The 12,619-nt window shown below is 60.9% G+C and carries 12 protein-coding genes; 10 read left to right on the top strand and 2 right to left on the bottom strand.

The features are described 5' to 3' along the window. Positions 1-119 precede the first annotated feature (119 nt). The 8 genes from ACPFL9_RS05870 to ACPFL9_RS05835 all read left to right on the top strand — a co-directional run bounded on the left by ACPFL9_RS05870 (position 120) and on the right by ACPFL9_RS05835 (position 5,062). On the top strand, positions 120-491 hold the full coding sequence (locus tag ACPFL9_RS05870; protein ID WP_426006361.1) for a TfoX/Sxy family protein: 372 nt from the start codon (positions 120-122) through the stop codon (positions 489-491). A gap of 11 nt (positions 492-502) precedes the next feature. Beyond that, entirely contained in the window at positions 503-853 is a 351-nt protein-coding gene (locus ACPFL9_RS05865; RefSeq protein ID WP_426006360.1) for a hypothetical protein, read from the top strand. 105 nt (positions 854-958) lie between these two features. Then, positions 959-1,315 carry a hypothetical protein gene (locus ACPFL9_RS05860; RefSeq protein WP_426006359.1) on the top strand — a complete coding sequence of 119 codons (357 nt, stop codon included), beginning with the start codon at positions 959-961 and terminating at the stop codon, positions 1,313-1,315. Positions 1,316-1,422: 107 nt separating this feature from the next. Then, the gene (locus ACPFL9_RS05855; protein ID WP_426006358.1) at positions 1,423-1,737 is read left to right on the top strand and encodes a hypothetical protein; all 315 of its coding nucleotides are present in this window, start codon (positions 1,423-1,425) and stop codon (positions 1,735-1,737) included. Positions 1,738-2,061: 324 nt separating this feature from the next. Further along, a complete protein-coding gene (locus ACPFL9_RS05850; RefSeq protein ID WP_426006357.1) occupies positions 2,062-2,205 on the top strand; it encodes a hypothetical protein in 144 nt (47 codons plus the stop codon). 43 nt (positions 2,206-2,248) lie between these two features. Next, positions 2,249-3,118, top strand: a complete 870-nt coding sequence (locus ACPFL9_RS05845; protein WP_426006356.1) for an SDR family NAD(P)-dependent oxidoreductase — start codon at positions 2,249-2,251, stop codon at positions 3,116-3,118. A 58-nt stretch (positions 3,119-3,176) separates the two neighbouring features. Further along, positions 3,177-4,421 carry a flavin-containing monooxygenase gene (locus tag ACPFL9_RS05840; protein ID WP_426006355.1) on the top strand — a complete coding sequence of 415 codons (1,245 nt, stop codon included), beginning with the start codon at positions 3,177-3,179 and terminating at the stop codon, positions 4,419-4,421. A 50-nt stretch (positions 4,422-4,471) separates the two neighbouring features. Further along, on the top strand, positions 4,472-5,062 hold the full coding sequence (locus tag ACPFL9_RS05835; RefSeq protein ID WP_426006354.1) for an HNH endonuclease: 591 nt from the start codon (positions 4,472-4,474) through the stop codon (positions 5,060-5,062). Between the two features lie 63 nt (positions 5,063-5,125). Here the strand turns inward: ACPFL9_RS05835 and ACPFL9_RS05830 are convergent, their stop codons facing one another. Together ACPFL9_RS05830 and ACPFL9_RS05825 are read right to left on the bottom strand one after the other, a co-directional pair. Beyond that, on the bottom strand, positions 5,126-6,517 hold the full coding sequence (locus tag ACPFL9_RS05830; protein WP_426006353.1) for an APC family permease: 1,392 nt from the start codon (positions 6,515-6,517) through the stop codon (positions 5,126-5,128). A 470-nt stretch (positions 6,518-6,987) separates the two neighbouring features. Continuing rightward, the gene (locus ACPFL9_RS05825; RefSeq protein WP_426006351.1) at positions 6,988-10,203 is read right to left on the bottom strand and encodes a DUF3427 domain-containing protein; all 3,216 of its coding nucleotides are present in this window, start codon (positions 10,201-10,203) and stop codon (positions 6,988-6,990) included. Between ACPFL9_RS05825 and ACPFL9_RS05820 the strand changes: the two genes are divergently transcribed. Beyond that, complete coding sequence (locus ACPFL9_RS05820) at positions 10,166-10,843, top strand: hypothetical protein (RefSeq protein ID WP_426007641.1); 678 nt, start codon at positions 10,166-10,168, stop codon at positions 10,841-10,843. The genes ACPFL9_RS05825 and ACPFL9_RS05820 overlap by 38 nt on opposite strands. Before the next feature lie 38 nt (positions 10,844-10,881). Continuing rightward, on the top strand, positions 10,882-12,525 hold the full coding sequence (locus ACPFL9_RS05815; protein ID WP_426006350.1) for an SIR2 family NAD-dependent protein deacylase: 1,644 nt from the start codon (positions 10,882-10,884) through the stop codon (positions 12,523-12,525). The last annotated feature ends 94 nt before the right edge of the window (positions 12,526-12,619 follow it).

The following is a 12,619-nucleotide window of genomic DNA, read 5'->3' as shown; positions in this document are numbered from 1 at the left end:
GCGCTAACGGCGGCGACATGACGGACCGGCGTATCGGCCCCTACGCCGCATGGCCCCTATCTGACGTGCCACGCCCCGCCGTATGCTGCACCCATCCCCTACTCCCGGAGGAACATCGCATGCAGATGCCCAAGCCGTCAGAAGCCGACAAAGAGCGTTTCCGTTCCGTGGTTCCCGATCATCCTGACGTGGTGGTCAAACCAATGTTCGGCAACCTTGGAGCATTCGTGAACGGCAACATGTTCGCGGGGTTGTTTGGACCCACCATCGGCGTGAAGCTTTCCGAAAGCGACAAAGCCGAACTCGAAGCCAACCACCAGACGCAACACTTCGTTCCCGAGGAGCGCCCCATGGGCGGATACGTGGGCCTGCCGGAGGCCTGGAACGAAGATCCCGCCCAAGCGGAGCCTTGGGTGGCGAAAGCCTTTGCGTACGTTGCAACACTGCCGCCGAAGGCTGCCAAAGCTCCGAAATCCGCCAAGAAGCCGTAGCCTGTGGCCGTGTGAGTGCAATTTGGGGAGGTGCAGCGTCATTGCTCGGATGGGTCCTGCTGGGACACTTTGTCCAGGCTGACGTAGCAATCCGCACGACGGTCAGCGCCGGGGCTCCTCCGCTGACCGTCTTCGCTCTTCTCGCTCTCGTCCTGGCCGTGACGGTCCACATGGCCCATACGTTCCGAGCATTGCTTTGCGCCGTCGTCGCTCTGGTGGTCCGCACCAACGCGCCGTCAATGCGTGACGAGCCCCAACCGGGCTCACTGTCATTAGTCAGGTCTGTCCCCAAGGGCGGGACGGGACCACGCCCTCCTGGCTGGCTTCGCTGCCGCCCCAGGAGCCTCCGCGCAGCCCGGTGAAATCCGTCGCATAACCGCTGGAACACATCATCACGCTGCCTGTGCTGCTCCTCTTTGGGCGATCTCGTGACAGTTCTCTCGATGCCGCCACAAGGAGCTCCCCGCATGTCTCTCAATACCCTCTTGTCTTTGCTTCGCCCCCAACCCGGCCGATTCCGTTCGTGGCCGCTTCGTTTCCTGGTCCTGCGCTGGAGACTCACCCGCCGTTTCATTCTCCGAATTGCCACCCGAGCCGCACTGTTCGGCGGCTGGATCTGGTGTGCGGCCGCCTCCCTCGTTGGTTTGGAAACATTCGAGATCATCGTCGGCACGTTCGCCCTGGCCCCTGAGTTGCTCCCGCTTGTGATCCTGGGCCTCGCACTGGCGTGGTACTTCCGTGAACGAGTCAGGCGAGCTTCTAGGCGGGCCCGCGCACTTTGCCGCCTAAGGCGAATGAAGCAGGGTGCCAAGTCCACCGATTGAGCGACGCGAACGACGGCGGCACGGCAGCTTTGTCCGTCACGAACCTTGGGTGCGGCTCACGTAACTAGTCGGAGTACACGCAACGGGTTTGATGGGGGCGAAGACATATGGCTGGTGGGAAGTGCCTGAGGAGCATCTGGGAGCCGGATATCCTCCGCGACTTCGAGCTCCGTGTGATCCTGCAGATGTCTGGCTGTGAGGATGTCACCACGCGGCTTCTTGCCGGTGAACGCATGTCCTTGGCTGACAGGTCTCCTCTGGACCTGGCTAACTACATCGCGAGGCAGAAGGGGTTTATGCCGCTCTTCGTCCTTTCGGGTTCCGAGGTAGGCATCGCTGATGGTGGCGAGGAAGTGCTTCGCAGGTTCTTCAGATCCGAGGTGTGGGCGGGGCGGAATCCGAAGCAGACGCGACGAGCATGAGTATGCCGGTGGATGCTGCCCCTACGCCCTGTCCTGCATCCGCTCTGCGCCCAACCGTCTCTCCAACACCACCCATGCAACCGTGGCCGGGACCCCGACGAGCACCATAATCGATAGGCTCCAGAACCCATTGATCACGTGCGTGAGTTGAAGGACCAGAACCGTCAGCAAAACTACTTTGGCGGCTATGTTCAGAGCACGGAGCTTTGTCTTTGTAGTCATTTTCAAGATCGTCCCCCACGATATTTTCCAAGAAGCCTAGCGTCTCCCCTCACCGTGGCGCACCCTAAGGGAAACCGCAGAGCGCATTGGATCGTCGCAGACTTGTCCTTGGCATTGGACGAGGACTGGAGCGGCAAGAACCTGAACACGTTGGCCCAACAACTGGGCGGCACATACACGGAGGTCAACGGTTTCGACCCGTCGTTGGCATCGAGAGAAGTCGTGCCTCCCGGGATCAAGAGGTAGCCTGTCCCTCGCCAAACCGACAAAGAAGTGCTGTGATCGAGCTATGCCCTCCATGGTTGGACGAACAGCGCTGGTGACCGGCGCCGCGGGCGGCCTCGGCAAGGCCATTGCCACGGCATTGTCGCGAGAAGGAGCAACGGTAGTGGTGGTTGCCCGGTCGGAGGCCCGGGCCGGAGAGGTCATCCGGGATATTCGGGCTGTTGTCCCCCAAGCGTCGCTTGAGCCGCTCCCCTGCGATGTCTCGATCCAGGCCTCCGTTCGGGCCGCCGTCGAGATGTTCGAGTCGCGGCACCAGCAGCTCAACCTGTTGGTCAACGCGGCCGGCGTCTTCCGCAAGGAACGTACGGTGACCCCGGACGGGCTTGAGCTCACTTTCGCCACTAACGTGATGAGCTACTTTCTGCTCACCCGTTTGCTCGAGGATGCACTCAAACGCGGCAGCATCCAGCAGACCTCCAGGGTAGTGAACATCGCGTCCAAGTATTCCGGCGGTCCATCGGTCACCAAGATCGATTTCGACGATCTGCAGACCGCGAACGGCAAGTACAGCTACATCCGTGCCACCCCACCCACCATGCTCGCCCGGGTTCTCTTGACGCAGGAGTTCGCCGAGCGCCTCCGCGGGTCCAACGTGGTGGTGAACGCCGCGCACCCCGGCCTGGTGAAGAACACCCGGCTGCTGCTGGATATTGGCGGTCCCTTCCGCTTACTGACGAACGCCTTGGGTAAGCCCGCCGAGGAAGCTGCTGACACTCCCGTTTGGCTCGCCACCTCGCCCGAGACGGCGGGCGTCACCGGCAAACTGTGGGCCAAGCGTAAGCAGCTGCCCACTCCGGGCATGGGCTCAGACCCGGCCGCGCGGAAGCGGCTGTGGGAGGAATGTAGCCGGCTGGCAGCGCTCACTGCGGGCTGATTCTCGGCAACCTCAGAACCCATCCCCAAGTGAGGCCCCCGAGCGTACAATCCACGCCATGGGATCCGCCCCAGATACCGTGATCATCGGCGCCGGCCAAGCCGGTCTCGCCACCAGCTACTGGCTCACGCGGGCCGGCGTCGAACACCAACTCCTGGAACGGCGCGACTCCCTCGGCGGCGCCTACCAGGACCGCTGGGACGGATTCTACATGAACACCCCCAACTTCACGCTCGACCTCCCCGGCATGCCCTACACCGGCGACGAGCCCGAAGCCTTCCTCCCCCGCAACGCCATCGTGAACCTGCTCAGACGCTACGCCGAGGTCATCGACGCGCCTGTACATACCGGCGTCGACGTCACCCGACTGTCCGCCACAAAGGACGGCACCTTCAACCTGCAGACCTCGCTCGGCAGCATGCAAGCCAAGAAGGTCGTGCTCGCCACCGGCGCCTACCAGGTCCCCAAGCTCCCCGCCATGGCCGCCAGGCTGCCCAAGGAAATCACCCAGCTCCACACGCACGACTACCGCAACCCCCAGCAACTCCCCGATGGCGCCGTCCTCATCGTCGGCACGGGCCAGTCGGGCGGGCAGATCGCCGAGGAACTGCACGACGCCGGCCGCGAAGTCCACCTCGCCGTTTCCACCTGCCCCGAAGCGCCCCGCCGCTACCGCGGCTACGACATCCTCTACTGGCTTCTCGAAACCGGCAAACACGGCCCCGATGTCGGCATCAAAGCCCTCACCCGCGAGGCGCTCCCGTCCCCTGCCGCGCGCTTCGCGTGCAACCCGCTGCTCTCCGGCACCGACGGCGGCCACGACATCCACCTCCGCGAACTCGGCCGCCGCGGCATGCACCTGCACGGCCGCCTGGAAAACATCGACGACGGCGACATCACCTTCAGCGACGACCTCCCCGAACGCCTCACAACAGTCGAGCAAGGGTTCAACCAGCGCATGCGGAAGGCCATTGACGGCTACATCGCGGCGGCCGGGCTGGATCCTCCCGAGCAGGAGCCGGTTCCCGAGGACGACTGGCTTCCGTCGGAATCTGCTTCGTTGAACCTGGCCGATGCTGGGATCACTTCGGTGTTGTGGGCGACCGGATATGGGCTGGACTTCTCGTTCCTGGACATGCCTTTGCTGGATGAGTGGGGCTACCCGAAGCACACAGGGGGCGTCACCGAGCAGGCCGGGCTATATGCCGTGGGGCTTCCCTGGCTGACGCGCCACTACTCGTCCATCCTGGGCGGGGTGGGCTTGGATGCGGAATACGTGGCGGGAAAGATATCTAAAGAATAGGAATGGGCTCATGCCTCCTCCCGCCATCCCGTCGGTGATAGCGTCGGGTCATGGCAGAGGGGCCGTCATTCAGAACAACTTTGAGCCGCATCTACTGGACGAGACAGGCGCTGCGCTTGGCCCTCGTCACTGTGACAGCGTGGCTCCTGATCACCGGAATAGCGTCCTTGCAGAGTGCTGCTGCGAGCGTATTTTCTGGACTCAACTCGGCTGGGGGCCTCCTAGAATCGCTCGGCGGTGCCTTTCTGCAAGCTATCGCTGTGCCCGCCGGATGCATGATCGTCTTGGTCGCTGCGGCTTCCACAATCCAAGCCAGGGACATTCGTCGTCGCGATCCCATTCGACGCTTCAGTCGGCAACAGCGACGAACCGGCATGGCGCGTGCAAACGGACAATGCGAACTGGAGTCAGCCTTCGGCGGTCGCTGCTCCCGGCCTGCGGAACACGGAGACCACTACTACCCATGGTCCAAGGGAGGTGCGACTTCCCTGCGAAACTTCGCTGCAGCGTGCAGCCGTTGCAACCGCGCGAAAGGCGCGCGGCTCCCGACGCCGGGCCAGCAGGCGCGGCTTGAAAAACGCAGAAGAAGTTATGTGAACTCTGCGGAGATGGCGATGGTTGGGGAACGTCGAAGCCTGTAGCCCGGCTTCAGTCGCCACACGTTGTCCCATTACTCTCGCCCATCATGGGCGCAGCGTCCACGCTTACGCTTCCTTCAAGTCCAATTGAGGCGGCGGCCGACGGAATCCGCGCGTCAAGTACGCAAGGTAAGCCAGCCCAACAGCCGCCCACGCCAGACCGAAACCGAGCGACAGACCGCTCAGGCTCGTCCACAACCAGACCGTGAGCGCGAACCCAACAGCGGGCAGCACCAAGTTGTGAACGATGCCGCGGGCTCCGCGTTCCTTCTGGTCGAAGTAGTAGTGCTTGATCACCGCGAGGTTCACCACCGAGAAAGCAACGAGCGCGCCGAAGCTGATCAGCGACGAGATGGTCAACAGGTCCAAGACGAGCGCCAGCAACGAAACAGCTGAGGTCAGGAGAATCGGCAGAACAGGCGTGCCGAAGCGGGCATGCAGTTTGCCTAGCGCTGCTGGGAAGACGCCGCTGCGGCCCATCGAGTGGATGATGCGCGAGACCGAAGCCTGAGAGGTCAGGGCAGAGCCGAGGCTGCCTGCGATGTAGGCGGCGGTGAAGAAGGCGACAAGCAGCTCGCCGCCGGCCTTGCCGATGACCTCGATGGCGGCCGAGTCGACGTCGTTGAAGGTGCTGACCGGCAGAACCAGATGGCTGATGTAAGCCAGGCCGAGGAAGATGACGCCGGCCAGGACCGTGGTCAGCATGATGGCCTTGGGCAGGTTGCGCTTCGGGTCTTTGGTCTCCTCCGCGAAGGTCGAAACGGCGTCGAACCCGAGGTAGGAAAGGCACAGGATGGCCGAGCCCGCGAAGATCGGCGATAGCCCGTCCGCGCCCTCGGCTCCAGTGAAGGGAACCATGAGGTCGAGGTTGCCGACGCCGGTGACGGATGAGAGCCCTAATGCAACGAACAGGACGATGAAAAGCGCCTGCAGCCCCACCACCACGAAATTGGCCTTCGCGATCGCAGTAATGCCCAGGACGTTGAGCACCGTGACCGCGGCGATGGAAACGATCATGAACACCCACGCCGGGATAGCGGGGAACGCGGCCTCCATGTAAATGCCGATGAGCAGGTAGTTGATCATTGGCAACAAGAGATAGTCGAGCAGGAGCGACCAGCCCGCCATGAACCCCAGGCCCGCGCCGAATGAGCGCGTCGCGTACGTGTAGGCAGAGCCACCGAATGGGAACGCCTGCGACATCCGGCCATACGAGCGGGCGGTGAACAGCATGACCACAAGCGTCACGGCGTAGGCCGCGGAGAGGCGACCACCGGTCAGTTCCACCACGATGCCGTAGGTGCTGAAGATCGTCAGCGGCACCATGTAAACGAGGCCCAGCAGGACAAGCGAAGGAACGCCAAGGACGCGGCGCCAGTTTTGTTCAGTCGGCTTAGCGGAGGTTGGCCCCACGAGCTTCTCGCCTGCCGGAGATTGTGTTTCAGAGGTGGGGGTCATGGGTAGTCCTGGGTATTCAGGCAGTTGTTGACGAAGCAGCGGCGCTGATGCTTCTGGGCTGCGAGTGTGGGGTCTGTTTGGGTGGGTCAGGGCGTGGCCGGGTGGTGGTCGGCCTTCGCTCCCAACGCCGGAAATGAATTGCGTTCATTTATTGTGTCGGTGAGGCGGCTCACAGTCAATATGTGACGCAAGTGTTCTTCAACGTGCACCGGATGTGGCGCTGCCCCAAAACCCAGCCCACGTTTCCAATTGCCCCGAAGCGCCCCGGCAACGGCGCCTTTAAGACATCGACGACGGCGACATCACCTTCAGCGCCGACTCTCCAACCCTCTCGTATCGGTCGAGTGCGCTAACGACCGCATGCGTAAAGGGAAGTTCTTGGTTCTGGACGGGGCGAAGCTACATTATCGATGCACCCTCAGAGCCGTTCCACAACTGCTGAATCGCGAAGAACCCTCGTTGAGTATGCACTATTTCGCGACGGCTGCGGCAGTGGCGAACGTGTCCGCAGACATCGGGCGGTGGAGCCTCCACGTGATTGCTATGGGCCTTTCCCCGGAATGCTGCACGTAGTCGGCCTGCCCGAGGCATGTATATGGAACCGTCAGGCCGGTCTCGTCTTCAGCGGTGTCGCGGGTAAAGAGGAGCACATGTGACCCGTGTGCTCGCCGGTCCAGGTAGCGCTTGCCAGTGGGGCTCGATGGCGACGTGGCATTCTGCGACTCCCAATGAAACAGCTCCGGACTAATGGCGTAGTCCTTGTACATAGTCGTTGCGGAGTGCTTTCGGTCGTCCTTATTCAAGGTCACAAAGAAGGCATCCGTTGCAGATGCTGGGCACCAGGCAACTCCTTCACGGTGCTGCACGTTCTTCCCGAGTTCCAGAGAGCCATACTGCAGGGCCGCAAGAACTTCTTCACGTCGATAGGTTGCGTGCGTCAACAACGGAATGTGCTGAAGGCCGGCGCCCAGCCCCTTGGCAGCATGCTTGGATGACGCGACTCCCAGCCTCACAATTTGCTTGATCTCACTGCATACGAACCCGTAGGCACGAAGGTGGTCCAGTCCGTCGTCGTACGTCTTGAAACCGCCGCCGTCGTCCCAAAGAGTGTAGAAAAGCATTCTTGCGAACGTCTGCTCTCGAGTGCCCAGGTCCGCGTAGCGGGGCGCGTCTGCAGAGACGAGCATGGAATAGACCTCTGCCCGCTCCTGGTCGTCAACGTGGATGAGAGCAGCCATCCGCCCGAGCAGCTTCTTCTCCTCGGCACCCGATCGATCGTGATGCATGCCTTTGAGCACGGATTCCAGGGGGGAGAATCCTTCGATCAGTTGAGCCTGGCGAAGGTAGCCCGTCCACGAGTCTCGGGTCGAGCGATATATCGTCTTCAGCTCATTACCCGACTCCCGCAGGTACGAGGCCAGTTCGGTTTCGCCGTAAGAGGCCACGTCGTTGATCACCTGGTTCCGGTTGAAGCGGAGTTGGGCCTTGATGTTGTCCAGCACCACTTTCTGAGCGACACGATCCAACACAATTTGCGAGCCAGAAGGAAGATACGAAAATTCTTCCTCGACAGCCTTTTCAAGTTGTTTTCGTCCATAGCCAGTCAGCGCTCGGTAACGAAGATCGAATCGGAACTCACGACGCTGTTGGCCTATGAAGTCCAGGACAGTGAGGACAGCCTTGTCGTCCGCGCGGCGCAAGCCTCGGCCCAACTGCTGCAGGAAAACCGTGGCGCTCTGGGTCGGCCTCAACATGAGGATGGTGTCAACCTCTGGGATGTCCAGTCCCTCGTTGAAGACATCGACCGCGAAGATGCAATTTATTTCTCTGTTGCCCAGCCGGGCAATGGCGTCTGCGCGTGCGGCCTCGTCGGTTCCGCCGTCGATGGCGACCGAGGTGATGCCGGCGTCGTTGAAAACCCGGGCCATGTAGTGGGCGTGCTGGACCGAAACACAGAACCCAAGGGCCCGCATGTGTTCCGTGCCGACAACCTTGTCATGAAGCTCTCGAATGACCTTCGCCGCTCGGGCGTCGTTGCCCGTGTAGAGACGGTCGAGCTGAGCTGTATCGTAATTGCCGCGTTTCCACTCCAAACGACTGAGGTCCACATCATCGGAAACTCCGAAGTAATGGAACGGCACGAGGAGGTCGGCGTCCAATGCGTCCCAGAGCCGAAGCTCACTGGCTGTTCTTCCCTCGAAGAACTCTTTAGCGACGTTTCCACCATCGCCGCGCTCCGGAGTAGCCGTAAGACCGAGCAACTGTTGGGGCTGCAGGTAATCAAGCACTTGCCGATAGGTTGGCGCCAGGGCGTGGTGGAACTCATCGATGACTACGACATCGAATTGCTCGACGTCGAAGCTCTGGACGCCGAATGAAGCCAGTGACTGTACAGAGGCAAACAAGTGTTTCCAGTCCTGTGGCTTGTGGTCGCCGACATAGAGCTCACCAAAGGCTCCGTCCTGCAGAACATTGCGGTAGGTACGCAGTGACTGCTTGAGGATCTCTTGCCGGTGCGCAACGAACAGCAGAGACAATCGCCTTCCGGCCGCTTCACAGAGCCGCTTGTAATCGAGCGCGGCGATTACCGTCTTTCCAGTCCCTGTCGCTGCCACAAGGAGATTACGGTTGAACCGTTTGGACCTCTCAGCTTCCAGGTCTTCGAGCATCTCCTCCTGATGGAGGAAGGGGACGACTTCCAAACCTGTGACATCATTCGGAGCGGCAGTTCGCTTCCCACCGTTCCGTTCCAGGGCGGCGTCGAGCCTGTCGCCGTCGCGCTCGGGGTCGTAAGCCTGGAAAGCCTTCTGCTCCCAATAGCTGTCGAAGGTGACCTCGAACTTCTTAAGCAGGTCCGGAGTTGCGATGGCGCTGAGCCGGACATTCCATTCCAAGCCATCAAGCAGGGCAGCCTGGCTGAGGTTCGAGCTGCCGACATATGCGGTGTCAAAACCAGTATTGCGCCTGAAAAGCCAAGCCTTGGCATGAAGTCTCGTAGCCTGGGTTTCGTAGCTGATCTTTACCTCGGCGCCGTAACGTCGGACGAGCTCATCAATAGCTCGGCGTTCCGTGGCGCCCATGTAGGTGGTGGTGATGACCCTGAATTTCACGCCGCGCTCGTTCAACTGCTCAAGAGCCGGTTCGAGAAGCCGCAGGCCCGTCCACCTCACGAAGGCGCAGAGCAGATCGACGGTATTTGCCGACTCGATTTCCGTCCTCAGCTCAGCGGCGAGGTTTGGATCGTCCTTGCCATTTGTGAGAAGTGCCGACTCGCTCAGCTTTGTGGCTGGCCGTCTGAGCTGACGTCGCTTTAGAGCGTCAGGCTTATGGAGGGAGAGCAATTGACGCGGACCTGGCGTCACCTGGATTTCGGGTTGCAGCTGCGACAGGAATTTGTTGGCGAGTGCCACGCGTTCTTCCGGCTTCGTGGCGGACAGCGCATTCCTCACAGCCTCCGCGATGTGACGGGAAAGGACGTCGGGGCTATCGTCCGGGTCGACGTCGTCAACGACCGAGTCGAGCTCGGGCAGCAACGACAGCTTGGATTCAACGCCCGTTGTGTATAGAAGTTCGTAAAGTCCCTCCGGAAGCACTTCCCGGCCGAGTCCCCCATCAAATGTGTTCACTGCGCCAGGGTATTTGGCGGGTGTGACAAAAACAAAGATTTCAGATGCCTCTATTAGCATTGGGCGCATGACAATTTCTGTGGGGGATCTTTTTACCAGGAGCGGACTCGAGCCCGACGGCGTCGTACCATGGGGCACTTCGGTCCCCCTCAATGTTCCGGGGGTTTATGTGGTGGCATCGACGCCTTCCCTTGGTGACGCAGCGGGGCACGTCCCGACCTACAGCCCAGATCCGCTGGCATTCCGTGCACTGAGAATGCTGTGCCCCAATCCGACCATCGACGGCAGGGCGGCTTCAGATCACGAGTTGGCCAGCCGTATTGGTGCTTTTTGGATTCCAGAGACACCCATCCTTTACGCGGGCCTAGCCGGAACCTCGGTTCAAACGAGGGTCCGGCAGTACTACAGCACGGCCATCGGTCAGCGTTCACCACACGCGGGTGGTTGGTGGCTCAAGACCATGGCCGAGCTGGATGATCTCTACGTTCACTTCGCTGCAGCCTCTGACCCCGCCGGCGCGGAGTCCAATTTGCTCCGCACCTTCGCCGCATCCGTCCCCGCGCCGGCCATGAGGACACTTCACGACAAAGAACGCATAGCACCGTTCGCAAATGTGGAAGTCCGCAAAGGCGTGCACAAACGCCACGGATTAAAGGGCGTCAAAATGCCTCAAAAACCGTTCTCTGGAGCGACGGCATGAGCACCCCGGACACCACTAAACCTCACGTCTTTGTAGCAATGGCGGACATCCTCAACCTCCGATGTGATGCCTGGCTGCTCCCCACCGATTCGCACGTCCGCATCGAAAACCACTGGCTGGCGGCCGACAAAAACCTCCGAGAGTTCGCCGCCAAATCCGCTTCAAGCAAGTTCAGACAGGGAACGAGCCTGGCAGAGGTCATTCGCCCGTGGGATGAGTCAAAACCCCGGCCCGTCCTTACAGCAGTTCCACTCGACGGCCGGTGGGACGAGCTGGCTGTAACTCAGCGCATCGAAGCTTTTGTCGAGTGCTGCGTCCGGGAGGTTCCTCTACCGGCATACAGACCCTACAGACTTTTGGCCCTGCCCTTTTTCGGTACGGACGGCGGTGGCGCCGGACAGCATCTTGGGGCGGCACTCCGGGCCATCCTCACGACAAGCCAAAAGCTCTCCAGAAAGTACGAGGTGGACATTGTCCTGGTCCTGAGGGATCGCGCTGCATTCTCCTTGGCACAGAAGCTGCGGCGTGATGAGAGCGGGACATCCGCCTGGTCAGGACTGGACGCAAAGCTTCAGGAGAAGGCCCAATGGCTTGGGCACCAAGCACGGTCAGGGCACGTGGTTCCCTTCTTAGGCGCCGGCGTCAGTGTCAGCGCCGGGGCACCCACCTGGAAAGAATTGCTTCAGAAGCTAAAGGAAGGCGTCGAGCTTGACGATCAGGGCGATAAGGCCTTTGAGTGGCTGCCCTTGCTTGACCAAGCCGGCATCCTCTCGCAGCTGTATACGGAAAAGTACGGCACGCAAGAGGCCTTCGGCATTGCGGTGAGCGACGCCGTAAAACTTAAGAAGTACGGCTTGGCTCCCGCTCTGCTGGCAACCCTGCCGTCCAGCGGAGCTATCACTCTGAACTACGATCAGCTCTTCGAGGTGGCATGCCGGGATGCCCAGCGTCCGCGCACTGTTTTGCCTGAAGACGTGCCCGCCGTCGGGAACAACTGGCTACTCAAGCTGCATGGCTCCGTGAGCCGGCCGGAGAGCATCGTGCTCACCCGTGACGACTATCTGGGCTACAACACTAACCGCGACGCCCTCTCGGCGCTTGTGAAGGCACATCTGTTGACGCATCATCTGCTTTTTGTGGGCTTCGGACTGGCGGATGACCACTTCCACGAGATTGTGCACGACGTCCGGCGCGCCCTCCCCGCGAAGAGCACCACTGATCGTGAAATGGGCACTGTCCTGTCCCTCTTCCAAGAACCGATGCAAAACCTCGTGTGGAAGGGAAAGCTGGACATCGTTGCCATGACCGATACGGAGTTCCCCTCCGGCGACGAAACAGCGAAGCGCACTGCTTCAGCAAAGGCCGGTCGAGAACTGGAAGTGTTTTTGGACATGATGGCGGCCTATGCCACCGAGAGCCACTCGTACTTGCTTTCGCCCTTGTACTTTCAGGGAATGACTGAGGCGGAGGCCGATCTGCGTCGCCAACTCCTTGCCCTTGCAGGCTCAGACCGTTCAGCCGACACCGCCGAAGTCTGGGGCGTCATCGACGACGCAATGCGCCGGCTAGGTTGGGCACCCGACTATGGAATGGCCAAGCGAGGCGACGTTGGGCACGATTCCGCATTCCGAGTGGCGACCGAGACCACGCAAAGGCACGCACAGGTGACGGCAGCTGAATAGTTGGACGCACTGTTCACCTGCTGGACCTGTCATTTGCAATTTTCAAAAGCGTGATAGAACAACCAAACAAGCGAATAGGGGAAAACATTGATCG

The organism is Paenarthrobacter sp. NyZ202, from assembly GCF_049860755.1.
GTDB lineage: Bacteria > Actinomycetota > Actinomycetes > Actinomycetales > Micrococcaceae > Arthrobacter.
This window is presented reverse-complemented; position numbering and strand designations above follow the sequence as displayed.

What these genes read in the sequence shown, in the direction of transcription:
- ACPFL9_RS05870 (WP_426006361.1), top strand. Translation starts at nt 120, where the DNA reads ATGCAGATGCCCAAGCCGTCAGAAGCCGACAAAGAGCGTTTCCGTTCC.
- ACPFL9_RS05860 (WP_426006359.1), top strand. Translation starts at nt 959, where the DNA reads ATGTCTCTCAATACCCTCTTGTCTTTGCTTCGCCCCCAACCCGGCCGA.
- ACPFL9_RS05855 (WP_426006358.1), top strand. Translation starts at nt 1,423, where the DNA reads ATGGCTGGTGGGAAGTGCCTGAGGAGCATCTGGGAGCCGGATATCCTC.
- ACPFL9_RS05845 (WP_426006356.1), top strand. Translation starts at nt 2,249, where the DNA reads ATGCCCTCCATGGTTGGACGAACAGCGCTGGTGACCGGCGCCGCGGGC.
- ACPFL9_RS05840 (WP_426006355.1), top strand. Translation starts at nt 3,177, where the DNA reads ATGGGATCCGCCCCAGATACCGTGATCATCGGCGCCGGCCAAGCCGGT.
- ACPFL9_RS05835 (WP_426006354.1), top strand. Translation starts at nt 4,472, where the DNA reads ATGGCAGAGGGGCCGTCATTCAGAACAACTTTGAGCCGCATCTACTGG.
- ACPFL9_RS05830 (WP_426006353.1), bottom strand. Translation starts at nt 6,517, where the DNA reads ATGACCCCCACCTCTGAAACACAATCTCCGGCAGGCGAGAAGCTCGTG.
- ACPFL9_RS05825 (WP_426006351.1), bottom strand. Translation starts at nt 10,203, where the DNA reads ATGCTAATAGAGGCATCTGAAATCTTTGTTTTTGTCACACCCGCCAAA.
- ACPFL9_RS05815 (WP_426006350.1), top strand. Translation starts at nt 10,882, where the DNA reads ATGGCGGACATCCTCAACCTCCGATGTGATGCCTGGCTGCTCCCCACC.